Genomic DNA, 25,569 nt, shown 5'->3' with positions numbered 1-25,569 from the left:
TGTATTCTTGCTGTCATCCATTTCAAATAGTGAAACAAAAGGCACTACAATAATTGTAGTGCCTTTATTTTAAATAATGTTTAACACATTATTTCTTAGCGTTTTTCTTTTCTACTTCTTTTTTTACGGCTGTTTTTTTCTGAGGCGCTTTTTTTCCTCTTTATCAATCACAGGCGTATCTTGATGCTCAACAAACTCACGACCATAATAAGAATCCAGTAATAACTGTTTAATTTCAGAGATTAAAGGATAGCGGGGGTTTGCTCCTGTACATTGGTCATCAAATGCATCTTCAGAAAGTTTATCTACACGGGCTAAGAAGTCGGCTTCAGTTACACCAGTCTCACGAATAGATTTAGGAATGCCTAAATCAGCTTTCATTTCCTCCAACCATGCGAGTAATTTTTCAATTTTCTCAGCAGTCCGATCTCCAACTTTAGTGAGCCCTAAATGATCTGCAATTTCTGCATATTGGCGACGTGCATGAGGTCGATCGTATTGGCTAAACGCAGTTTGTTTTGTTGGGTTATCATTAGCATTAAAACGGATAACATTACAAATTAATAATGCGTTCGCAAGGCCATGAGGAATATGGAACTCTGAACCAAGTTTGTGAGCCATTGAGTGACAGACACCTAAGAATGCGTTTGCAAATGCAATACCCGCAAGTGTTGCTCCGTTATGTACACGTTCTCTTGCAACAGGGTTTTTAGCGCCTTCGTGGTAACTGGCTGGTAAATAATCTTTTAATAAACTCAGGGCTTTAAGTGCTTGTCCGTCAGTAAATTCATTTGCTAAAACAGAAACATAAGCTTCCAATGCATGGGTGACAGCATCTAAACCACCAAAAGCTGTTAACGATTTAGGCATATTCATGACTAAGTTCGCGTCAACAATTGCCATATTTGGTGTTAATGCATAATCCGCTAATGGATATTTTTGGCCTGTTTTATCATCAGTCACTACCGCAAATGGAGTCACTTCTGAACCCGTACCGGAGGTCGTTGTGATAGCAACTAATTTAGCCTTAACGCCCATTTTAGGGAAACGGTGGATACGTTTACGTATATCCATGAAACGTAATGCTAATTCCTCAAAATGAGTTTCGGGGTGTTCATACATAACCCACATAATTTTAGCCGCATCCATTGGTGAACCACCACCTAATGCAATAATGACATCAGGTTGGAATGCTTGCATTTGTGCTGCACCTTTACGAACAACCGTTAATGTCGGGTCTGCCTCAACTTCAAAGAAAACATCAGTTTCAATCTGATGTTTTTTGAGAACGCTAATGACTTCATCAACATAACCATTATTGAATAGATAGCCATCGGTTACGATAAAGGCGCGTTTTGCACCGTCAGTTGCAATCTCTTCAAGGGCGATAGGTAGACAACCACGGCGGAAGTAGATTGAGTTCGGAAGTTTATGCCACAACATATTTTCAGCTCTCTTCGCCACAGTTTTGGTATTGATAAGGTGTTTTGGACCGACGTTTTCAGAGATGGAGTTACCCCCCCAAGAACCGCAACCTAGTGTAAGAGAAGGCGCTAATTTAAAGTTGTACAGGTCACCAATACCGCCTTGTGACGCTGGCGTATTGATTAAAATACGCGCAGTTTTCATTTTTTGGCCAAAATAGTTAACTCGCTCATGTTGGTTATCTTGGTCAGTATATAGGCAAGAGGTATGGCCAATTCCCCCCATTTCAACTAATTGTTCTGCTTTTGCAACGGCATCTTCAAAATTCTTACCACGATACATGGCTAATAATGGAGACAGTTTTTCATGGGCGAACGGTTCTGACTCATCAATAGTTTTTACTTCACCAATTAAGATTTTAGTTGTTTTTGGCACGCTAATACCGGCCATTTCGGCAATTTTATAAGCAGGTTGACCAACAATGGCGGCGTTTAGGTTGCCATTTTTTAAGATGATATCTTGAACTGCTTTGAGTTCTTTTCCTTGCAGCAGGTAGCCACCATGGCTGGAAAAACGCTCGCGAACTTGGTTGTAGATTTCATCCACGACTACAACGGATTGTTCAGATGCACAAATAACCCCGTTGTCGAATGTTTTTGACATCAGAATAGACGCGACAGCACGTTTAATATCTGCCGTTTCATCAATCACCACAGGGGTGTTACCCGCACCAACTCCGATAGCGGGTTTACCTGAGCTATAAGCGGCTTTCACCATGCCTGGTCCACCTGTCGCTAAAATCAGGTTAATATCAGGATGGTGCATTAAGGCATTGGATAACTCAACAGAAGGGGAGTCAATCCAGCCAATAATGTCTTTTGGTGCACCCGCTGCAATAGCAGCATCCAGCACGATTTGTGCTGCACGGTTAGTAGCAATTTTGGCGCGAGGGTGCGGAGAAAAAATAATAGCGTTACGTGTTTTTAAGCTAATGAGTGATTTAAAAATTGCGGTTGAAGTCGGGTTAGTTGTTGGCACAATACCACAGATAATACCAATCGGCTCAGCTATCGTAATTGTCCCAAATGTTGGGTCTTCAGATAGCGTACCACAGGTTTTTTCGTCTTTATAAGCATTGTAGATATACTCTGAAGCAAAGTGGTTTTTGATCACTTTATCTTCAACAATGCCCATTCCAGATTCTTCGACAGCAAGTTTTGCTAGGGGGATACGTGCGTCAGCAGCAGCGAGGGCAGCGGCTCTAAAGATTTCATCAACTTTTTCTTGGGAGAAAGTTGCGAATTCACGTTGAGCTTTTTTGACACGAGCAACGAGTTCATTGAGTTCGGTAACGTTAGTTACGGACATATAGATTACTCCTGATAAATGTTAAACTTTTTAAGCCAATGAGCAATGCATCTATAGAACGAAGAAATGCTTAAAGATGAAAGTATAGATGTAATCTATAATAACGCTGCTCATCATCGCTTATTGGCTTAAAAACCTTATTCAATATTGAGTTAATATCCTAATTAGCTCTGTCTATCAGTTAAGAGTAGATTAACAAAACGGTAATTAAATAAAGTGATCTAAATCACGAAAATGCTAAGCTGACTCCTTTCAGCACGTGTATTTATGCACAAGTTGAATAAATGTTGTTCATCTATTACTTAATTTAATATTATCAAAACAATTCGTGCGGATAATCTATGTCTATCTAACTAAATATTAAATAAATTTAGCAAGTTAAAGAAAATATTGTTTTACTCAAGGAAATTAATAACATCGGTGGTAAAATTATGAAAGGTATCAATGAATCTCTAAAGAGAATTGCTTAAGGAAATGAATGGGTGAGTAGCGCATTACTTGATTTATCGGGTTATATTAAATTTTTTATTGGTTTATTTGCACTTGTAAACCCAGTTGGCATATTACCTGTGTTTATTAGTATGACAAACTATCAAAGTAATGCTGGGCGAAATAAGACTAACACCATTGCAAATACCTCAGTTGCGATCATTTTATGTACATCATTATTAATTGGTGACTCAATACTGCAATTATTTGGTATTTCAATTGATTCCTTCCGTATTGCTGGGGGGATTTTGATCGTCACAATCGCGATGTCAATGATTAGCGGTAAAATTGGTGAAGACAAACAGAACAAGCAAGAAAAAACGGAAACTGCGGTTAGGGATAGCATTGGTGTTGTACCTTTAGCTTTACCTCTAATGGCGGGGCCTGGTGCAATAAGTTCTTGTATTGTATGGTCATCTCGTTGGCATGGTTGGCAAAACTTTTTAGGCTTAGCGTTGACGAGTATCGCTTTTGCCTTTTGTTGTTGGTTATTATTTCGTTCAGCGTCTTTATTGGTTCGTTACTTAGGTCAAACAGGGATCAACGTAGTGACTCGTATCATGGGGTTATTACTGATGTCGCTGGGAATAGAGTTTATTGTGACGGGTGTTAAGGCCATATTCCCAGGCCTATTGTAATCTCATTTCTTTTTATGGCTGCAAATCGGCCCTATTGCAGCCATACCCACTGCTAATTTACCTCGTATTACACATATCAGTTTTGCTATTCAGATAGCATATTTCCCTTTTCTTTAATTGGCTGGCTAAAATTTTAGCTATCAATAATCACGTCTAAAAAAATGATGCCTGTAATTATATGTGGCATTTATTGCTAAAACAGGGATAAAAAGTAAGGAATTGTGAGCTATGTAAATTTATTCACTATTCTAATTGGCGTTTGTTAATGATATGTTTGGAAATGTGCTTGGGGGCTATCTTATAGTATATAACCAATATTTTATTAAATCATTGTAATATAAGTGAATTATAATCATGCCACCTGTTTTTTTAAAACTTACTTAAAATTTTTAACTAACTAATGTTAATTAATTGTTTTAATTATTTGAGTTCATTAAGTGGATTGCCCATAAGGAAATAGCGGTACTAGGGCTTAAATATTAGCATAAAGAAGGTTGCTAGTGAGGTTATAGCACCATCAATGAATCATGAGGGATAGGATGTTCAAATCAACACTTGGTTTTGGTGTACTCTCTTTATTATTTGTTACGTTACAGGCAAGTGCCACAGAAAAAGTAAAACAGGTTATTACAATTAACAATGGCTCAGAAGTGACTTCACTTGACCCCCACAAAGTGGAAGGGGTGCCAGAAAGCAATGTGATATTAAACTTATTAGAAGGTCTAGTGTATACCGATGTAGACGGTAAATCGGTTCCTGGTGTTGCTAAGAGTTGGAGTAATGAAAATTTCACCACGTGGATTTTTACTTTACGAGATGATGCAAAGTGGAGTGATGGTTCGCCAGTAACCGCTGAAGATTTTGTGTATAGCTGGCAACGCTTGTCTGACCCAAATACCGGCTCGCCTTACTCTAGTTACTTACAAAATGCATATATTTTAAATGCAGATGCAATTTTAGCAGGGAAAATGCCAGCAACAGCGCTGGGAGTGAAGGCGCTTGACCCGCAACATTTACAAGTAACGCTTAGCCACCCTGTGCCTTATTTTGTAGATATGCTTTCCCATACATCTATGAAACCCGTGAATAAATCTGCAATTCAACGACATGGCGATAAATGGACCCAGCCTCAAAATTTTATTGGGAACGGGGCATACGTATTGGATAACTGGGTGGTAAATGAACGTATTGTTGTCAAAAGAAATCCATTTTACTGGGATAACCAGAATAGCCGTATTGAGCAAGCGACCTTTTTAGCGATTAGTTCCGAAGTGAGCGATATTAATCGTTATCGTAGTGGTGAAATTGACATATCTAATTCTGCAATCCCACCTGTTTTATATAAAAAAATGCAGCAAGAAAGGCCTAATGAGTTATATGTTCGGCCTTATTTGTGTACGTTCTATTACGAAATTAATAATCAAAAAGCGCCGTTTAATGACCCGAGGGTGCGTGAAGCTATAAAACTAGGGTTAGATAGAGAAACAATCACTAACAAAATTATTGCGCAAGGGCAAAAAGTCGCTTATGGCTTTACGCCAACCTTTATTAATAATGGCAATTTTACATTACCTAATTGGGCAAATTTATCGGCGGAGCAACGTTACCAACGAGCAAAAGATTTGCTTTCACAGGCCGGTTATAACAAAGAAAACCCATTGAAATTTGCTTTACTGTACAACACTTCAGATCAAAATAAGCAGCAAGCTATTGTTGCGGCATCCATGTGGCAGAAAAATATTGGCGCACAAGTTACGTTGCAAAACCAAGAATGGAAAACATCATTACAAAGTCGTCATGAAGGAAACTACGATGTTGCTAGGGCGACATGGTGTGCAGATTACAACGAACCAACCGCCTTTTTGAACATGATGCTGTCTCAAAACAGTAATAATACCTCTTTTTATAATAATCCGGACTTTGATGCCTTACTTGAGAAAGCGTTAATTGCACCAGATCCTTCATCTCGTCATGCGATATACCAACAAGCGGAAGCTCTGCTAGACAAGGATTCGGCTATTGTCCCTGTTTATTATCGTGTCAGTGCTCGAATGATAAAACCGAGTGTTAGTGGATTTAAAGGTAATGACCCTCTTGATTATACGGATATTAAACGGTTATATAAATGAACCTAATTAATAATATCTAAATAATTATAAAAAGTGTTCATCTCGTAGGTGAACATGCATCAACACACAATCATAATAATATATATGGGAGTAACCGATAAGATGAGTAAATCAATCAATAAATCGATTATTGCACTTAGCGTAATGGCTGGGTTAGGAATGGGCTCTATAGCAACAAGTTTTGCTGCAACGGTTCCTGCTGGTGTTGAACTGGCAGAAAAACAGGTAATGGTTCGTAATAATGGTTCAGAACCTCAATCTTTGGACCCACATAAAATTGAAGGGGTGCCTGAATCCGCTTTAGCGAGAGATCTTTTCGAAGGGATCACGATAGTGGGGCCTGATGGTGAAATTTTACCTGGTTCGGCAACCAGCTGGGAAAATAAAGATTTTACAGAGTGGACATTTAAAATTCGTGATGGCGCTAAGTGGTCTAATGGTGACCCTGTCACGGCAGAGGATTTTGTGTATAGTTGGCGACGATTGGCTGACCCTGATACCGCATCGCCTTATGCAAGTTATTTGCAATATGCTCACATCCAGAATATTGACGATGTTATCGCGGGTAAGAAAAAGCCGGAAGAACTTGGTATTAAAGCCCTTGATGATAAAACCCTAGTTATTACACTGAGTGAAGCCGTTCCCTATATTCCTAAATTATTAGCGCACTCATCTATGTCGCCAGTCAATAAAAAAGTCATTGAACAACATGGCGCTAAATGGACGCAGCCACAGAATTTTGTGGGGAATGGGGCATATAAATTAAAAGATTGGACGGTAAACGAGCGCATTGTATTAGAACGTAGCCCAAGCTATTGGGATAATGCGAATACGGTTATTGATCAAGTTACATTTTTACCTATTTCTTCAGAAGTCACTGATGTTAACCGCTATCGAAGTGGTGAAATTGATATGACATACAGTAACTTACCTATCGAGCAGTTTAAAAGCTTACAACAAAATATGCCGAATGAGTTACGTGTAAACCCGTATCTCTGTATTTACTATTATGAAATTAATAATGAAAAACCGCCGTTTAATGACCCTCGTGTTCGTGAAGCGTTAAAGCTATCTATGGATAGAGATACGATTACATATAAGGTCAAAGCGCAAGGGGATATTCCTGCATATGGTTTCACACCACCATTTACCAGCGGTATGAAAACAGAAAAACCGGATTGGTATGCGAATATGACCCAAGAGCAGCGTAATGAAAAAGCGAAACAGTTGCTAGAAGAAGCGGGATATAACAAAGCCAACCCATTAAAATTCAACCTGTTGTATAATACCTCAGACTTACATAAGCGTATTGCCATCGCAGCTTCTTCTATGTGGAAGAAAAATATTGGCGCGCAAGTGAAACTAGAGAACCAAGAGTGGAAAACCTTCTTAGATAGCCGACATCAAGGTAACTATGATGTCGCGCGTGCAGGCTGGTGTGCCGACTACAACGAGCCTTCCTCCTTCCTGAATATGTTACTTTCCTACAGCAGTAATAATACGGTTCATTATAAAAATACAGATTTTGATGCGGTGATGAAAAAAACATTGCAAGTCAAAACAGATGATGAACGTGCAGAACTCTATCAACAAGCCGAAAAATTACTCGATAAAGACTCCGGTATTGTTCCTCTTTACTATTATGTTAACACGCGTTTAGTGAAACCTTATGTCGGTGGTTATAGTGGCAAAGACCCATTAGATAACCTGCATACAAAAGATTTATACATTATTAAACACTAATACAGTTGCTCTGGCTCCATTTATTGGAGCCAGATATTCGCCTATTTAGGCAATAGAAGTAGGAAAGAGCGATGTTGAAATTTATTTTTCGTCGGTTGTTAGAAGCCATCCCGACTCTTTTGGTTTTGATTACCATTTCATTTTTTATGATGCGATTAGCCCCAGGGAGTCCGTTCACTGGCGAGCGGAAATTGCCACCGGAAGTGATGGCAAATATTGAAGCTAAATATCATTTAAATGACCCAATGTATAAGCAGTATTTTAATTATTTAATTCAGCTTTCCAAAGGTGACTTTGGTCCATCATTTAAATACAAGGATTACAGTGTTAATGATTTAGTTGCTAAAGCATTTCCGGTCTCAGCAAAATTAGGGGCAACGGCATTTATTGTTGCTGTTTTGTTTGGGGTATCCGCAGGGGTGATAGCCGCACTAAACCAAAATACCAAATGGGACTTTACAGTCATGGGGTTTGCAATGACGGGAGTTGTTATCCCAAGCTTTGTTGTCGCACCGTTATTGGTGCTGATTTTTGCCATTCATTTGAAATGGTTTCCTGGCGGTGGTTGGGATGGAGGAAACCTAAAACATATGGTGCTCCCCATGGTTGCGCTTTCATTAGCTTATATCGCCAGTATTTCCCGTATTACACGTGGTTCGATGATCGAAATTATGCATTCTAATTTTATTCGTACTGCTCGAGCAAAAGGGTTACCGCTAAGAACTATCATTTTACGCCATGCACTCAAACCAGCGTTGCTTCCCGTACTCTCATACATGGGGCCCGCCTTTGTGGGGATTATTACTGGGTCAATGGTAATTGAAACTATTTTTGGGTTACCAGGGATTGGCCAACTCTTTGTTAATGGTGCACTTAATCGTGATTATTCACTGGTATTGAGCTTAACGATTTTAGTTGGGGTACTGACAATTACATTTAATGCAATTGTCGATGTTTTGTATGCAGTTATTGACCCTAAAATTCGTTACTAAGTCGGAGAAACACGATGCTATCGAATCAAAAAAATAGTGAAGCTCTGGCGAATTTTTCAGAGCAGCTCGATATTGAAGGGCGCAGTTTATGGCAAGACGCAAGGCGCCGTTTTATGCACAACCGTGCGGCAATTTTCAGCTTATGTGTCTTATTTTTAATTACTTTGTTTGTTATTTTTGCTCCCATGTTATCGCCGTTTTTGTATGATGATACCGACTGGGAAATGATGTCAATGCCACCTGATATGGCAACTGGACATTATTTTGGCACAGATGCTTCAGGCCGAGATCTATTAGTGCGTGTCGCGATTGGTGGGCGTATTTCCTTAATGGTGGGCGTTGCAGCTGCGCTAGTTGCCGTGGTGGTAGGAACTTTATATGGTTCATTAGCTGGCTATGTGGGTGGAAAAGTGGATTCCATCATGATGAGGATATTAGAAATTTTAAACTCCTTCCCATTTATGTTTTTTGTGATCCTCTTAGTGACCTTGTTTGGTACCAATATCTTACTGATCTTTGTGGCCATTGGGATGGTGTCGTGGTTGGATATGGCGCGTATTGTTCGCGGGCAAACACTCGGATTAAAGCGCAAAGAATTCATTGAGGCGGCATTGGTTTGTGGCGTTAGTACACGACAGATTATTTTACGTCATATTGTTCCTAACGTTTTAGGTGTCGTCGTGGTGTATGCCTCATTATTAGTTCCAAGTATGATTTTGTTTGAATCATTCTTAAGCTTTTTAGGTTTAGGCACACAAGAGCCATTAAGTAGTTGGGGGGCTTTATTAAGTGATGGAGCTAACTCAATGGAGGTCACACCATGGTTGCTACTGATCCCAGCAGGTTTCTTAGTCATTACGTTATTTTGTTTTAACTTCATCGGTGACGGGCTGCGTGACGCGCTCGACCCGAAAGATCGCTAGAGGGAATAATATGTCAAATAACCCAATGAAAAGCCCTCTGTTATCCGTGAAAGATCTCAGTGTGACATTTGCGACCCAAGATGGTGACGTTACCGCCGTAAATAAATTGAACTTTGAATTAAGTGCGGGGGAAACGCTAGGAATTGTTGGTGAATCCGGTTCAGGAAAATCACAAACAGCTTTTGCTCTGATGGGCTTGCTTGCCAAAAATGGCAAGATTAATGGCTCTGCTATATTTAACGGCCGTGAGATCTTGAATTTAAGAGAAAAAGAATTAAATCGGATGCGAGCGGAAGAAATTTCAATGATCTTCCAAGACCCAATGACATCATTGAATCCTTATTTGAAAATTGGTACACAGCTGTCAGAAGTTCTCATGTTACATAAAGGCATGAGTAAAAGGGAGGCTTTCGAAGAATCAGTTCGTATGTTAGATGCAGTTAAAATGCCTGAAGCACGTAAGCGGATGAATATGTATCCACATGAATTTTCAGGAGGAATGAGACAACGAGTCATGATTGCAATGGCATTATTGTGCCAACCCAAGTTGTTAATTGCTGACGAACCTACGACGGCACTTGATGTGACAGTGCAAGCGCAAATTATGACTTTGCTCAATGAGTTAAAACACGAGTTTGATACTGCGATAATTTTGATTACTCACGACCTTGGGGTCGTCGCTGGGGTATGTGATAAAGTTCTCGTAATGTATGCGGGACGCACGATGGAGTATGGTACCGCTAAGGATATTTTTTATCAGCCATCTCATCCATATTCACTTGGCTTGTTAGCTGCCGTTCCTCGCCTTGATGGGGATGACGAGAGTTTAGCGACCATTCCAGGTAACCCGCCTAATTTACTACGTTTACCTAAAGGGTGCCCATTTTCACCTCGTTGCCAATACGCCGTTCAGCAATGTGTTGAACAAGAACCTGCATTAACCACTTTTGGTCAAACGCGGTTACGTGCCTGCTTTAAACCGCTGGAGGAGTTGGTATGAGTACCCATGAAAATAGACCAGTATTGTTAGAAGTGAATGATCTTAAAGTCCATTTTGAGATTAGAGACAAAAAACAGTGGTTTTGGCAGCCAAACAAAAGCCTCAAAGCTGTCGACGGCGTTACACTGCGTTTATATGAAGGTGAAACATTAGGCGTGGTTGGGGAGTCGGGGTGTGGAAAATCTACTTTTGCTCGAGCGCTCATTGGGTTAGTGAAAGCGACTGATGGTACTGTAAGTTGGCTTGGGCAGAACTTATTAGGTAAAACCGCTAAAGAGTGGCGCAGTGTTCGCAGTGATATCCAAATGATTTTCCAAGATCCATTGGCTTCTCTTAATCCGCGAATGACCATTGGTGATATTATTGCCGAACCATTAAAAACATATCATCCTAAAATGCCGCCATCACAAATCACAGAAAAAGTGAAAAAAATGATGATGCGGGTTGGTTTATTACCAAACTTAATTAACCGTTATCCCCATGAATTTTCCGGAGGGCAATGTCAGCGTATTGGTATCGCAAGGGCATTGATTTTGGAACCTAAATTGGTAATTTGCGATGAGCCCGTTTCTGCATTAGATGTGTCAATTCAAGCGCAAGTTGTTAATTTATTGCAAGAATTACAACGTGAAATGAAATTATCTCTCATATTTATCGCACACGATTTGGCGGTTGTTAAGCATATTTCTGACCGTGTGTTAGTGATGTATTTGGGGCATGCCGTGGAGCTTGGTACCTATGATGAGGTATATAATAACCCACTACACCCTTATACACGCGCATTGATGTCAGCGGTGCCAGTTCCTGATCCCGATAAAGAAAAAAATAAGGTGATAGAGCTTTTAGAAGGTGAATTGCCATCGCCAATTAATCCGCCTTCAGGCTGTGTATTTAGAACCCGTTGCCCATTAGCCGATGACGAGTGCGCAAAAACTAGGCCATTATTAGAAGGGAGTTTCAAACATGCGGTGTCTTGTTTGAAAATTGACCCTCTTTAGTTTGTTATAGATGCCCAACAAATTAAAAACAGAGCCAAGTGCTCTGTTTTTTTATCGAATAATCTGAATAGTGATATTCCTATTTTTTCCACAGAATATGGTGAAACGGTTTAGAAGGGTGGCGGCTAATTAATATGCGAGCAAAGATATCTTCTACCTCGGCATCAGGGGTTTGAGCTAACCCGATAACCACTTCACTAAACTGCGCTAATTCAATGTTATTATTAATAATATCTTGCCAGTTATGACTAAAGGGGACAATTTCTGCAGCACCTAACTCTTCGAACTGCAAAGCAAAAATTAACTGGTCAGCGGGTTCTAAATTATCCATTGCCCCTTCAAGAAAAAGGTCATAAGCGATTTCAATGATGTCATCTTCATCGATTAACGGTGTGTTTTGTATTTCAGTCATGACCTTTCCTAATAAACTAAATTTATAACAATGGACTAAAGAAGTAACAAATGCGTTCAACGACACGGTTCCAGAAAGGGCGTTGTTCCCACTCTTCGATTTCTAAACGTGTTGACCGCGCAATATAATCATACTGAACTAACGTGAGATCGCTACCAAAACTTTTATCGTCAATGACCACGGTGATTTCAAAATTGAGCCATAAACTGCGCATATCAAGATTGACTGAGCCAACTAGGCTGAGCTCGCCATCAACTAATACACTCTTGGTGTGCAATAAGCCATCTTCGAATTGGTAAATCTTAACACCGGCAGCTAATAATTCACTGTAAAATGAACGGCTTGCCCAGCGGACAAGGAATGAGTCATTCTGCCTTGGCATAATAATACTGACATCAACACCCCGCATTGCTGCCGTGCAAATTGCATGTAAAAGGTCATCGCTAGGCACAAAATAAGGAGTCGTCATGATCAGTTGTTTGCGTGCAGAAAACATGGCGGTCATCAGCGATTGTTGAATCAACTCATCAGGGAAGCCAGGGCCGGAGGCGATAATTTGTGTTGTATGCCCATTCGCTTGTTCAAAAGGCATAATATTACTATCAGGCGGTGGTGGAAGTACGCGTTGGCCAGTTTCCATCTCCCAGTCAAAAGCATACACAATACCTAACGTGGTACTCACTGGGCCTTCCATACGCACTAAAATGTCAACCCATTCACCAACCCCTGAATCTTGTTTAAAATAACGAGGGTCAACCATATTCATACTACCTGTATATGAAATATAGTTATCGATAACGACTATTTTACGATGTTGACGTAAATCCATTCGACGCAGGAAGAAACGCATCAAATTAACTTTTAGTGATTCTATAAACTCAATGCCTGCAGCACGCATTTTTTCGGGATAATCACTACGGAAAAAGTGCCAACTTCCTGCAGAGTCCACCATAATACGGCATTTAACACCTCGTTTTGCAGCGTTGAGTAATGCTTCGGTAACTCCGTCAACTAAACCACCCGGTTGCCAAATATAGAAGACCATTTCAATTGAGTGCTGAGCATTATTGATATCATTGACTATCGCTTTTAATGAATCTTCACAAGTGGTTAAAAGTTGAATCCTATTACCTTTAACCCCAGCAATGCCTTGGCGTTTTTCAACTAATTGAAATAATGGCTCAGCGACGGGGCTGTTATCAGTGGCAAAGATATGTTTTGAATTTCGTAGATTTTCTAACCATGTTGCGACAGAAGGCCACATATCATGAGCTTTATCAACTCGACGTTTACCGAGGTGAAGTTCACCGAAGGCGACATACGCAATAATACCGACTAATGGCAGGATATAAATGATCAGGAGCCATGTCATGGCTGAGGTGACCGGCCTTCTTTTGACTAAGATGCGGACTGTAATTGCTGCAATAATTAGCCAATATAGGAAGAACAAAAGCCAACTCATAAGTGTATAGACGGTTGCCATAACGGGTCAGATGCCTCACTGATAAGAAAAAAGGTTCAAAAAAAGATAGTTTAGCTAAAAAAACTATTAGTAAAATATCAACTTAATAGAATTTAGCAAAATTCTGCAGTAAAAGCTTCGTGAAATAGAGTAATTCGTAAGGAAAAAATGATTGTGTAAGGTGATATTATTGTTGTGAAATTAAATATTGTACTCTAAGCGTATATAAAAAGTTCCTCTTGGTTCTTTTTTTCAAAGGAATATAATATTTTTTTCTAATAATTTTTAGACGATTAAAGGACACAATTAAATGAGACGTAGTAGGCATGAAGTAGGGCGTTGGCGTATGTTAAGACAATCCCTACGCCGCCGCAGACGCTGGCTAGAAGGGCATTCAAGGCGAAACATGCGCATCTATGCAATGCGTAAAATTGATATTTACCATCGTCGACATTCCCTGCTTTTTACCCAATGGATTGAGTAAGGTTATTACAGCGCGCACTCACATTTTTCACTTTGTATGACAAACCTTATTGAATATGATTGCTATTTGCATTTAAACTATCAGTCATATTCTTTTTGGTAGACAGGTGTAGGGTAGAAATTGCATATGCGTTGGATGCGTTGGACTTTAATTATCGTCATTTCATTATCTATTCATGCAGGCCTTGCAATGGCATGGATTTTTAATCAACCTAATTTGGCTAGAGATCCTGAGCCATTGACGATTGCTATGGTTGCTTTTGCTGCCCCTGAACCTGCTTCTGAACCTGTTGAGCAGGTTGAAACACCGGTAGAGCCAGAACCTGAACCCGTTATTGAGCCAGAGCCTGAACCGGTGGTTGAGCCCGTTATTGCATTACCTAAGAAAAAACCTGAGGTGAAGAAAAAACCTAAGCCAAAACAGGAAGAAAAGAAAAAGGTTAAAGAAGATGTGAAGCCGGTTGAAAAGCAATTGGCTATGAATAACCTAAAATCAGATGTTACTGCACCGAAAACGAATAACAACCCAATAAAGACAGCTAACAATACTGGGGCAAGTAATAGTCAATCAACCAAAAAGGGTGGCCCTAGGGCTCTACATAAACAAGCTCCTTCCTATCCTGAACGCGCACGTCGCTTAGGTAAAGAAGGGTATGTGAAGGTTCGTTATGATATTGATGATGGTGGGCGAGTGACAAATATTGAATTTGTCGAAGCTTCACCTAAAGGGTTATTCGAGCGCGATGTTAAACGGGCTATGAACCGTTGGACTTTTGAAAAGCAACCTGCAAAAGGCTATGTGACCGAAATTTATTTCAAATTGGATGGAACCGTAAGCCAAGTATAAGTGTTCTTTTCTTGCAAAATAAAAAAGCACCTTTAATTAATGAGGTGCTTTTTGTTTTATTTATATTTTAAGATAGGTATTAAAGTTTAGTCTGCGTGTTGCTCAGAACTGGCTAATTGAAAATGCTGCTTTTCTTTGGGTAATGAACGAGAGGTACTATCGTCATTAACGGCAACATAGGTAAATACAGCATCAGTTGCACGATAGCGGTGGCCAACGGGCTCGGTTGCTACTTTTTTTACCCAAACTTCAATATTAATTGTAATTGAGCTTTTCCCTGTTTTTAGGCAGCGTGCGTAGCAACAAACAACATCACCTACGGCAACAGGCTTTTGAAATTTAATCCCATTTACCGCTACAGTAACTACTCGTCCTAGCGCAATTTCTTTCGCTAATATAGCCCCACCTATATCCATTTGTGACATCAGCCAGCCACCAAAAATATCACCATTCGCATTAGTATCTGCGGGCATGGCTAATGTACGTAAAACCAACTCACCGTTCGGCAATTGCATATCAGACTCTTATTAAAAGGGTTATTACTTTTGATTTTGCATTTATAGCAAATTACATAGGTAATAGTAAACCTGAACCTCGTAGTTATTGATTGATAATGACTATTTGAGTGAATTGCTGCAAAAATAAGACAAATATGATATCTATTATTAATAAACGGCTTCTAAATATGATAAAAAGCTCAACTTTTGCAAAGAAAAAGCAAGAAGTGTTTTTTATATTTAGTCAACTGATTGAATTAGCTATACTCAGTAATATGAATATTATTGATTAATTTAGAGGTATGAAATGAGATTGTTATTGGCAATATTATTACCTTGGTTGCAATTTTTTACGATAGGGCGCCCCTTTGCTGGGATTATTTGCTTAATTTTGCAGATCACGTTGATTGGTTGGTTACCAGCCGCCATTTGGTCGGTATATGCACTATCACAGTACAATACAGATAAAAAAATTGAAAAAGCATTTGGTGACAAGCGCTATTAACATATAAAAAAACCTGCTAAGCGAGATGCAATTAGCAGGTTTTTAACTCTATTTATAAATTATTCTTCGTGTTTTTCTACAGGCTCTTTAACCATATTTTTAAAAATATAGACCACACTCAGTACTGTAAATATTAATGTTCCTGCTGTTAGACCAAAGACTTTGAAGTTAACCCAGATATCTTGAGCCATCCAGAAAGCAACATAAATATTCAGAAGTGCACAGAAAATAAAGAAAATAGCCCATGCACTATTAAGTTTATTCCAATAACTATCTGCAAGTTTTATTTCTTGGTTACTGCCTAACATGCGCTGAATGAGTGGTTTTTCAGTAAACCATTGGCTAAAGAGTAATGCACCAGCAAATGCAGCATAGATAATAGTGACTTTCCATTTAATGAATGCATCACTATGGAAAATAAGAGTTAAAGCCGCAAAACCCATTACGATTGCACAGGTAATTTTTGCGACTTTTTCAACTTTCTTATAAATAAGATAAGTTGCTAATAACGCTAAAGGAGTGGTCACCATTAATGCGCCACTCGCATAGAAAATATCGTATCTTTTATAGACAATAAAAAAGATTATCAAAGGAATAAAATCAATAAGTTGTTTCATAACAGTGAATACAGCGCCTCAACGTAAAGATAATGGAGTAGTTTAACCGATTTTGGCTTTAATTGTTAAAAGTTTGCACCTTTTTACCAATAAACATGCTTTGTTACCAATCATATTTGCACTATTTTACGATTATTTGACTTACTTCTAGATAAACTTTATTAGTTCGGATATATATAGTATATAAAATAATTTAACTTGCTAATTTATAGGTACTTTTCCCCGATGATAAAGGCAAAGCTATTTGTCTGGATGCCAGGTTTAAAAACGTTATTTAACTATCAACGTTCAGATTTAGGTTCTGATGTTAAAGCTGGCCTATCTGTCGCTGCTGTTGCCTTGCCCGTTGCTATTGCCTATGCTGAGTTAATGGGTGTGAATGCAATTGTCGGGTTATACTCGTGTATTTTACCGATGTTTTTTTATGCATTGTTTGGTACGTCTAAACAATTGATTATCGGTCCTGATGCCGCTACATGTGCTGTAATTGCAGCCGCAGTCGCACCTCTTGCCATGGGGGATGAAACTGTTCGTTGGCAGCTGATTATTGTCATGAGTTTTATGACTGGGGTTTGGTGTTTGATTGCAGCAAAATTTCGCTTAGGGACCTTTGCCGATTTTTTATCCAGACCGATATTACAGGGCTTATTAAATGGGGTTGCTCTCACTATTATCGTCAGCCAAATTAGTAAAGTATTTGGTATCAGTACGTTACCTTCAGGGTTTATTGAACGCTTAATAGCATTACCATTAGCGTTAGTGGAAACACATATTCCGACATTATTAGTTGCCATTGCAACATTGGTCATTACTCTATTGATTAAGCGAGTGCGTAGCAAGTGGCCATCGCTATTAATTGCAATGGTGTTGGCCACAGCAGCAAGTATCCTATTTAATCTCGAACAATATGGTATTAGTACGGTTGGGGATTTAGGTGAAGGGCTTCCGTATATCCCAATGCCTGATTTTCCACCTGGCTTACTTCGAGACCTTGTCATTCCATCATTAAACTTGTCTGTGATCAGTTTTGTTAGCTTTATGATGACGGCTCGTAGTTTTGCGAGCAAGAACGGTTATACCGTTGATGCAGACCAAGAACTAAAAGCGTTAGGAATGGCAAATATTGCTTCTGCTTTTGGTCAGGGTTTTGCTGTTAGTGCTGCGAGTAGCCGTACTGCGGTGAATGATATGATGGGGGGGAAAACGCAATTAGTTTCCCTTGTTGCCGCAATAACCATCTTAGCGGTTTTACTTTTTTCTATGAATTTATTGGAATATATCCCAATGCCTGCTTTAGGGATAGTTTTGATTATTTCAACGTATTCATTACTCAGTTTTCGCAGTATTTTATCAATGCGAAAACGCAATAGAGAAGCTTTTTTCTTATGTATTTTCACGCTATGTGCAGTGCTGGTGGTTGGTTTGATTAGTGGTGTAGGCTTAGCTATTCTATTAGGTTTGTTGCAGTTTATCCGAATTATATTTAGACCTACAGATCAACTACTAGGCGTTGATGAACATGGTATGTTGCACTCGATGACATCAGAAAATGATATTCAAGAAGTTGATGGCGTCCTGATTTATCGTTTCAATTCTCCGCTTACCTATTTCAATGTGAATTACTTTAAAGAACGTTTAAATAAACATTTAGATAATCAACGGAAGAGGCCTGCTTGGGTGATTGTGGATGCTGCCGTCAGCTTCACACACAATGATGTGAGCGTATTTTCCACGTTAAATGATATTGTGACATCTTTGAAGGCGAAAGGGGTAACTTTAGTATTAGCAGGGCGCAGAACGTCGCTTAATCGTTGGCTAGAACAAAATAAAATCAATCGTTCAGATGATGACTTATTAGTGGTACCGGATATCTATTTTGCAATCCGTTTAATTCAAAGTAAGCAACAAATTCAAATGAAATGCGTTGAAGAAAGAAAAGCACAAGAGTGCCAAAAAGATTTCGGTATATTGGAACATGATTGTGAAAGTCGAATTACACCGATGGATATTCGCTCAGATAATGCTTAAAAAATAATGTAAATAAAAAGGTATCTTTCGATACTTGAAGTTGTTGCCAAAGCGGGATAAAGCGTTGTTTTCCCGCTTTGGGTTATCAGCTGAAAATCAATAAATCAATTTTTAGTGATTAGCATATATAAACGATAAAAGTAAATTAAAGCGAATGCCGCTACAACATTATTGAGTAAAAAAGAGATGCCATTAATAACAATATGATTCATATTAAGGTTACCCAATAGAACACTAATAAGCATTTGAGCCGCCATCCAAATTAAAATCATCGGTAAGGCAACACGCCAATTCGCATAAGCCATTTTCCAGCTTTTTCCCATCGCACTGAAAGGGTTGGTACGTTCTGTTATTAAAATCGCTGGTGCTAAGGAAAAACCAATGGCTAAGACAATACCAGGTAGAACCATAATTGTGATACCTAACTGGATAAGCAGAGAACAGACGACCAATAGAAGGAACATAGAAGGTGCTTTGTTCAGTGATGATGTTATTGCCTGTAGCCCTGTCATATCTTCACCGCGAGACATACCAGAGATATAGGACAATGTACCACAAATAAGGAACAAACTTCCAAAAGTGACGGAGAGGATCAACCCGAAAGAAACACGCAAAATACTACTTTTATCTTCTTCAGATAGACCTAAAATCCAGTCTTGTAACCCCGAATTACCAGATTCAATCATCTGGCTTTGTGCTTGTGCCAGAACACCTATCAGCTGTTCACTTGGGATCATCACCGCATAGATAACGAGGCTCACTACGGTGGCTAAAAGCACGATGGTGAAGAGGCCACTCAATTGATTTTTAAAGAAATTGATACTATCACTAATGAGTGAGTTGGCCGAAATGGACATGACACTGCTCCTATCTACAAACGGGATCAAAAATTTATGCCAATTGTAACCGAGTATCACGCCTAGAGGTAGAGAAAGATAATAAAATTCGGGAGGTTAAGACAAATATAATGGACATAATGATTGAATTTAATTAGCCAAAGAAATGAAACTATATAAGTTGTATTTTTAATATATGTTTAAGTTTCGAAATAAATATATATATTTCGAAATCAAATTTTTATTTTGTTAGTTATCTTCCAAAAATTGATTTAAATCAAAATTTAAAAAATAATAAATGAAATAATAAATCCATATTTATTGGTTTACCTCTAAATTAGTAAAAGATGTGATCTTGATTTGAACATCAATTTAAATAATAAGGTATATTTTCCTAAAATAAAAACACAGGAATGGGATTGATAATGAAAAAACTCACTGCGCTTGTATTAGCTGCTGCAACTTTAGCTCCAGCAGTTTCTATTGCTCATGAAGCTGGCGACTTTATTTTCCGTACAGGTACTGCAACGGTACGCCCAAATGCAGGTTCTGAAAATGTATTAGGTTTAGGTTCATTTGATGTTAATAACAATACTCAATTAGGTTTAACGTTTGGGTATATGATCACTGATAATATCGGTGTGGAATTATTAGCAGCAACTCCGTTTGAACACAAAGTTGGCGTAGGGCCTTTAGGTACAATTGCAACTGTTAAACATTTACCACCAACTTTAATGGCGCAATATTACTTTGGTAGTAAAGAAGATAAATTACGCCCTTATTTAGGTGCAGGTGTTAACTATACCTTCTTCTTTGATGAGAAATTTAACTCAACAGGGAAAGGTGCGGGCTTATCAGACCTTGATTTATCAAGCTCTTGGGGCTTTGCAGCGCAAGCTGGTATGGATTACATGCTAACTGATAACTGGATGTTAAACGCCTCTGTTTGGTGGATGAATATTGAAACGGATGTGAAATTTAAAGCGGGTAATGACACACACAAAATCGATACTCGTTTAGACCCATTTGTATTTATGTTTGGTGCGGGTTACCGTTTCTAAGAATTTGATAGGAAGCAATACAGGTAATACCTGAATTCTGATGGATTAGAGTGAAGTGGAAATCCGAGAATATTCGTATTCTCGGATTTTTCAATTTCTATTAACTATAAACATACAATCAACAACAAAACAACAAAACAGTAACGCAAAGGGTGACGTTGGTTTAATAGATTAATTGGTGTTATAGCGTGATAATAAAATAAATACATTTATTGGTTATCTTATTTTATTAAGATAAATAAGATTAAATAACAGAATATCGGTATTATCTATATGAAAATAAAAAGCCGAATATAGGAGTGATATTCAGCTTTAAGGTATGATTAAATTTTAAGATATTAACTTACCAAAACCATTGCACATTTAACCCCGCATTGACGCTACTAGTTTCATATTCATCAGGTTTATAAAGTGGTGCGCCTAAAAATAAGTCATAGCTGAATATATTAACATTACCTCTCATACCAATAGCCGTTCCTAATAGTTGGTCATCAGAATAGAGACCTAGCGGATAAACACCTCCAAGTATTCGGCCATAGTCAAGTGCGTAGTATGGATAAAAGGAAAAGCCAGGAATATAAAAGTTAAACTCATTTCGCAAGTAAAAACCCTTATCACCGATCAGTGAAAACTCTTCATCGAAACCACGAACAGTCCAACGGTTACCTAACGAAAATTGATCTTGAATAGTTAAGCGGTCGCGTGAATATTGTACAAACAGTTGTGGGTTATAACTCATAATAAAATTGTCAAGTGAGAAGGGGAACATTCCCGAAATATCGGCAGTATAAACACGGCTCATTGTGCTGACATCACCATATTTCATATCCCAACTTTGTTCGGCACCAAACCAAGGTACGTTACGTTGATGGTATAATGATGCATCAATGGTAGAATTGTTGATATTTTGACGATGGCTAATACCCAGTTTAAGACTGGTAAGGTCTCGTTGTTGGGAAAGTAGGCTGACATCCTCCAACTTATATTTTGATTTTCTTTTAATCAATTGGATTGATGCTGTATCTTTAAACGTTTGGCCGCGCAAAAAAACATTACTGGCCGTAGCGTTATAATATTTACTGTCACCATAATATTTATAGCTAAGTACAGAGTCATTAATAGTTTGTTTATAGTCACTTTTACTTGCGTACAATGAGAAAAGCCAATAATTATAGGGAACAGCATAATAAATAGAAGCATTACTGGTGCTGTTTCGTGCTTGGTTTTTTGCATTTTTTCCGGCGGAGACATATAAGGTATCGTTTAAGCTCGTTAGGTTATTCGCATACAGAGTTACTCCAACTTGGTCTTTACCCGTTTGGCGACTTCCAGAGTTATTGTAATATCCTCCTAGATTAAAGTGAGATGACTTTTCTCGTTGTATGGAAATATCTGAGGTGGAAAATTCTTTACCTGGTGCGAGTTCAATATTCACCTTCGCACCAGGGATCCGTTCAAGGTTTTCTAGGCCTTGTTCAATGTCACGAATATTTAGAATATCTCCTTCTTTAGCGGGCATAATTGCCCCTAAAGTAATATAAGTATCGCTGCCTTCGGCAAGTTTAACATTCGCAACTTTACCTGGAATAATTTGGAGCATTAAAGTCCCTTCACTGATGTTTTGTTCTGGAATATTAACGCGTGTTGTGACGTAACCTGATTTAATTATTTTATCTTGTAAGCCTTTTGCTAAGGTTTCAACTCCATTGATACCGATACATACTCCGACAACTTGGCTTGCATAAGCTTCTAAAGGTCTCATTGAGGGGAGTTTAGGTTCTGAAAGTAAGACTACTTGTTTCATTTCAAAACAATCTTTCTCATCATCAAAAATTAAAATATTATTTGAGGGTTCTCTGGTTTTACCTAAGGCATCTTTAGCTTCAAGTTGAGTCTGTTGTTGGCGAGAGCGATCTTGGCTAGCTTGATTATTGATTTGTTGGTCAATAATTTGTGCGGTATTAGCTGATACAGCTAAAGGTAATAGCGTTGACAATAAAAAAATAAATCGAAAATTCATGTGCACCACATTAATTTTTAAAAATATTAAAGTTATTTTTATGTTAGGAAATATAATAAAGAAAATTGCTAATGAACAATGTTTTATCAGAACTATCTTATTAACTTGCCATCAGGGCTTTATTTTGAAAAGGTTTTCATTTATATCCCTATAATAAACCTATTATTAAGTTATTTTTTCCTTTGAGTATTTTAATTATGCTTTAAATATATGTGAAATAAAAATCAATTAAACTGATTGAGTTAGTATAAATACTTTTGGGGTTTGTTACTGAAAATACAACCAATATAATTCATTCTATAGTGGCTTATTTATCTCCAATAAAATCAATGAGTAAAGAATGCTCTATATTAAATTGAATAGGTATTTTTACTTGGATTTAGAACGCTTCTATTTACTGTTAATATGAGCAATAATTAAAGTAGCTTAAGGAACATTAATGGTGCTAAAATAATTCTATTTATTATATTGTTGACACTCTGCTTTGGAGTAAATAAGGAGGCTATTTGCCTCCTTATTTTACCTAACTAGTAATAATTAGGTGTATTTAAGATAATCATGGAACCTAGAATTTGCCCATAAGGGCTATTGTAAATTACAGGACTTGTAATTTTAGTCGTTCCCATTGAGCTTAAGCGACCATTATTATTATCTACACGAGTAAAGGTATCGATAGTTAAATCTTTACCAGCGTCAACAGTACCAGAGTAAGTATTATTTAACTTATTTACATCTAATGTGACATTATTTGTACCTTGGATTTTACCATAACGGTTATCAAGGTCATTTCTTAATGTAATATCAATGTCACCTACGTTTGGCGCTTTTTGTGTTTGATTAGCAGCAATAACACCAGAATAGTTATTTAAGCTATTTGCTTTGATAGTCGCTGAACCATCTTTCGCGTAGATCCCACCCGTTTGGCCAGCAACACCAAATTTACTCGCGTAACTATTAAACCCATTAGCGTAGCTATTATCAACACTTGTTGCATTAACAACCACATTTGAATCTGCAGTGATTAAGCCTCTCCCATTACCTAAATGGGTGGTTTTGATGTCTAAGTTATTGGCTTTGATAAATCCATACTGATTATTAAGAGAATAAAGATCAAATTTTGATTTACCTGCGCCCGAAGCGAGTGAACCTTGGTTGTAAATGATGTTAGCTTTGATATTCAATGCCTTTCCACTATCGATTGCAGCATAACCGTTATTTACTAGGTTACTTGATAGGGTGATATTGGTCTGTCCATTGGTGGATTTAATCAGTGAATTATTGTTTTGTAACGTAACAGAATCGATATCGATTTTTCTTTTAGCTAGAATCTGCGAGCTATTATCATTCGCGACAATATTACGGGCATTTATTGTGATATCACGGCCTGATAACGTAGAGTTATTATTTGCAAGTGTTGTCGTATCAATTGATAAATCACCACCTGCTCGAATTCCTCGTTCGTCTACATTAATGACGTTATTACGTAGGGTATAGTTATTGTCAATCTTACCTGTCGCACGAATTGCAATATTTCCACGATTAGTTTTAATTGAACCGTTAGTGTTAACAATATTTGCAGTCGCGATGTTCATGTCTTGCTGAGCATGAATAATACCACTTCGGTTATCAACACTCGTAGCTGAAGCCAGTTTGAGATTGCCATCATTAGACTTAATCTGTCCATTCACATTACTCAGAACTGAGTTTTGTGCATTAATATCAACATCACCATTCGCTACAATAGTTGCTGTATTATATAACCCATTGGATTTTATATTGATATTACCATTGGCATTCATTTTTCCTGCTTGGTTATACACTAATCCCGTTGAATCAATGTTAACTCCACCAGTTCCGGCAATTAAGTTTCCGTTATTAGAAACACCGGTTCCACTTTCCGTGGAAACTAGCGTAATTTTATTGGCATACATCCCTCCCATAGCCGCGACATCAACACCGATTCGCGTGGCAGACCCAACTCCTTGTACCTTGGTAATGTAATTACCTTTTGCATCAACAAAGTTATTGCCTGCTACAACATTAATTTCTTTGGCGCGAATGTCTCCACGGATCACTGCAGAGCGAGCGATAATATCAGTAGGGGAATCTGACTGTAAGCGGCTATTAATAATAATCTGACCTTTTTCAACGTTATAGCCAAGAACTTCACCACCAGCAACAATTGGCTTACCTGTTGTTAAAGTCACCCGATCGGTATTAATAAATCCACAGTTATTACATGTGATGCCTGATGCGTTAGCAACAATAACTTGCGCTTTATCACCAGCGACTTCAATCATACCGCCTAAAGTACTTGCTTTATTTGAATTAACTTCATTCAAAATAACTTTTGCAGGGCCATTACCATTATTTAAATTTAAGTTGCCATTAATTTGGCCCCCTAAAGTGGTATTCGTGTTGGCTGTACTGTTATTTAAAATAACCCCTTTTTGGTCAACATCAAATTGGCTATAAATGTTGTGTGAAACACCTTTGTCACTTGCGCCTTTAATGTGAACGATAGTAGGACCATTACTTTGATTTATTACGCCAGCACCATTGGTATTAACAACTGCTCCGTGAGCAATAGATATCGATCCTAAAATAACAGACACACTTAAAAAGAGTGGCTTAACTCTCATCATAGGATGAGTGATAGAATGATTGGTAGAATGTTTCATAAATATCCCTAAAATAGACTATAGATAAAATTAAAAATAGCTAATTAAAATTCCATTAAAGCATAGGGATTATGCGTTATATTAATTTTCATTAAAATTTAATTGTATTTAAGTTGAGTCATAAAAATATGGGGAGAGTAATACTCCCATATTATACTATAAATAGTGTTTTATATATCTAGTGCGTAAAATGCTAATTTAATCAAATAGTAACACTTACTCTGATATGGATATATTAAGAGAAAGTACTAGTGTAATAACACGTATCTGTTGATTTTAATATTGGTGGTTTATATTAATAAATATTATGATTGATTTTTTTGGACTATTTGAGAGTTTTAAAACTGAAAAATACTGAATATATTTAAATAATATTTCTAAAAATAACGTTAAAAGGATTGAAAATCGCCCAGAC

The 25,569-nt window shown here is 37.9% G+C and carries 20 protein-coding genes; 12 read left to right on the top strand and 8 right to left on the bottom strand.

The window, feature by feature from the left end:
* Nucleotides 1-123: 123 nt before the first annotated feature.
* The gene (gene adhE, locus PR767_RS07855; protein WP_272520104.1) at nucleotides 124-2,793 is read right to left on the bottom strand and encodes a bifunctional acetaldehyde-CoA/alcohol dehydrogenase; all 2,670 of its coding nucleotides are present in this window, start codon (nucleotides 2,791-2,793) and stop codon (nucleotides 124-126) included.
* Nucleotides 2,794-3,275: 482 nt separating this feature from the next.
* On the opposite strand from adhE, the gene PR767_RS07850 reads away from it, so the two are divergent.
* From PR767_RS07850 to oppF, 7 genes are all read left to right on the top strand, one after another.
* Complete coding sequence (locus tag PR767_RS07850; protein ID WP_004254112.1) at nucleotides 3,276-3,920, top strand: YchE family NAAT transporter; 645 nt, start codon at nucleotides 3,276-3,278, stop codon at nucleotides 3,918-3,920.
* Nucleotides 3,921-4,459: 539 nt separating this feature from the next.
* Nucleotides 4,460-6,049 (top strand): ABC transporter substrate-binding protein, encoded by a 1,590-nt coding sequence (locus PR767_RS07845; protein ID WP_272520103.1) that lies wholly within the window; start codon nucleotides 4,460-4,462, stop codon nucleotides 6,047-6,049.
* A gap of 102 nt (nucleotides 6,050-6,151) precedes the next feature.
* A complete protein-coding gene (gene oppA / locus PR767_RS07840; RefSeq protein WP_272520102.1) occupies nucleotides 6,152-7,792 on the top strand; it encodes an oligopeptide ABC transporter substrate-binding protein OppA in 1,641 nt (546 codons plus the stop codon).
* A 71-nt stretch (nucleotides 7,793-7,863) separates the two neighbouring features.
* Nucleotides 7,864-8,784 carry an oligopeptide ABC transporter permease OppB gene (gene oppB / locus PR767_RS07835; protein ID WP_004254116.1) on the top strand — a complete coding sequence of 307 codons (921 nt, stop codon included), beginning with the start codon at nucleotides 7,864-7,866 and terminating at the stop codon, nucleotides 8,782-8,784.
* A gap of 14 nt (nucleotides 8,785-8,798) precedes the next feature.
* Entirely contained in the window at nucleotides 8,799-9,707 is a 909-nt protein-coding gene (gene oppC / locus PR767_RS07830) for an oligopeptide ABC transporter permease OppC (RefSeq protein ID WP_004911132.1), read from the top strand.
* A gap of 10 nt (nucleotides 9,708-9,717) precedes the next feature.
* Nucleotides 9,718-10,707, top strand: coding sequence for an ABC transporter ATP-binding protein (locus tag PR767_RS07825; protein WP_004911130.1), 990 nt, complete (start codon nucleotides 9,718-9,720; stop codon nucleotides 10,705-10,707).
* Nucleotides 10,704-11,705: a murein tripeptide/oligopeptide ABC transporter ATP binding protein OppF gene (gene oppF, locus PR767_RS07820; protein ID WP_110731958.1), complete on the top strand. Its 1,002-nt coding sequence runs from the start codon at nucleotides 10,704-10,706 to the stop codon at nucleotides 11,703-11,705. Before PR767_RS07825 ends, oppF begins: the two co-directional genes overlap by 4 nt.
* A gap of 79 nt (nucleotides 11,706-11,784) precedes the next feature.
* Here oppF and PR767_RS07815 read toward each other — a convergent pair whose 3' ends face one another.
* A complete protein-coding gene (locus PR767_RS07815) occupies nucleotides 11,785-12,117 on the bottom strand; it encodes an HI1450 family dsDNA-mimic protein (RefSeq protein WP_272520101.1) in 333 nt (110 codons plus the stop codon).
* Nucleotides 12,118-12,139: 22 nt separating this feature from the next.
* Nucleotides 12,140-13,600, bottom strand: a complete 1,461-nt coding sequence (gene cls / locus PR767_RS07810; protein WP_117162234.1) for a cardiolipin synthase — start codon at nucleotides 13,598-13,600, stop codon at nucleotides 12,140-12,142.
* Nucleotides 13,601-13,889: 289 nt separating this feature from the next.
* On the opposite strand from cls, the gene PR767_RS07805 reads away from it, so the two are divergent.
* Together PR767_RS07805 and PR767_RS07800 are read left to right on the top strand one after the other, a co-directional pair.
* Nucleotides 13,890-14,063, top strand: coding sequence for a YciY family protein (locus PR767_RS07805; protein ID WP_004254127.1), 174 nt, complete (start codon nucleotides 13,890-13,892; stop codon nucleotides 14,061-14,063).
* A gap of 126 nt (nucleotides 14,064-14,189) precedes the next feature.
* Entirely contained in the window at nucleotides 14,190-14,909 is a 720-nt protein-coding gene (locus PR767_RS07800) for a TonB family protein (protein WP_198634851.1), read from the top strand.
* Nucleotides 14,910-14,995: 86 nt separating this feature from the next.
* On the opposite strand, the gene yciA is transcribed toward PR767_RS07800, so the two are convergent.
* Entirely contained in the window at nucleotides 14,996-15,424 is a 429-nt protein-coding gene (yciA, locus tag PR767_RS07795; RefSeq protein ID WP_004911119.1) for an acyl-CoA thioester hydrolase YciA, read from the bottom strand.
* Between the two features lie 289 nt (nucleotides 15,425-15,713).
* Between yciA and PR767_RS07790 the strand changes: the two genes are divergently transcribed.
* On the top strand, nucleotides 15,714-15,911 hold the full coding sequence (locus PR767_RS07790; RefSeq protein WP_004911118.1) for a YqaE/Pmp3 family membrane protein: 198 nt from the start codon (nucleotides 15,714-15,716) through the stop codon (nucleotides 15,909-15,911).
* A 59-nt stretch (nucleotides 15,912-15,970) separates the two neighbouring features.
* Here PR767_RS07790 and PR767_RS07785 read toward each other — a convergent pair whose 3' ends face one another.
* Nucleotides 15,971-16,528 carry a septation protein A gene (locus PR767_RS07785; protein ID WP_109913220.1) on the bottom strand — a complete coding sequence of 186 codons (558 nt, stop codon included), beginning with the start codon at nucleotides 16,526-16,528 and terminating at the stop codon, nucleotides 15,971-15,973.
* A 225-nt stretch (nucleotides 16,529-16,753) separates the two neighbouring features.
* Between PR767_RS07785 and PR767_RS07780 the strand changes: the two genes are divergently transcribed.
* Complete coding sequence (locus tag PR767_RS07780; protein ID WP_272520099.1) at nucleotides 16,754-18,556, top strand: SulP family inorganic anion transporter; 1,803 nt, start codon at nucleotides 16,754-16,756, stop codon at nucleotides 18,554-18,556.
* Nucleotides 18,557-18,660: 104 nt separating this feature from the next.
* Here PR767_RS07780 and PR767_RS07775 read toward each other — a convergent pair whose 3' ends face one another.
* A complete protein-coding gene (locus tag PR767_RS07775) occupies nucleotides 18,661-19,413 on the bottom strand; it encodes a YciC family protein (protein ID WP_272520098.1) in 753 nt (250 codons plus the stop codon).
* A gap of 404 nt (nucleotides 19,414-19,817) precedes the next feature.
* On the opposite strand from PR767_RS07775, the gene ompW reads away from it, so the two are divergent.
* Entirely contained in the window at nucleotides 19,818-20,453 is a 636-nt protein-coding gene (ompW, locus tag PR767_RS07770) for an outer membrane protein OmpW (protein WP_109913218.1), read from the top strand.
* A 343-nt stretch (nucleotides 20,454-20,796) separates the two neighbouring features.
* On the opposite strand, the gene PR767_RS07765 is transcribed toward ompW, so the two are convergent.
* On the bottom strand, nucleotides 20,797-22,473 hold the full coding sequence (locus PR767_RS07765; protein ID WP_272520097.1) for a ShlB/FhaC/HecB family hemolysin secretion/activation protein: 1,677 nt from the start codon (nucleotides 22,471-22,473) through the stop codon (nucleotides 20,797-20,799).
* A 527-nt stretch (nucleotides 22,474-23,000) separates the two neighbouring features.
* Entirely contained in the window at nucleotides 23,001-25,154 is a 2,154-nt protein-coding gene (locus PR767_RS07760) for a two-partner secretion domain-containing protein (protein ID WP_109913216.1), read from the bottom strand.
* Nucleotides 25,155-25,569: the final 415 nt, after the last annotated feature.

The sequence above is a fragment of the Providencia sp. PROV223 genome, assembly GCF_028479245.1.
Classification (GTDB): Bacteria; Pseudomonadota; Gammaproteobacteria; order Enterobacterales; family Enterobacteriaceae; genus Providencia; species Providencia rettgeri.
The sequence above is the reverse complement of the archived record's forward strand: the minus strand, read 5'-3'. Positions and strand labels throughout refer to the sequence as shown.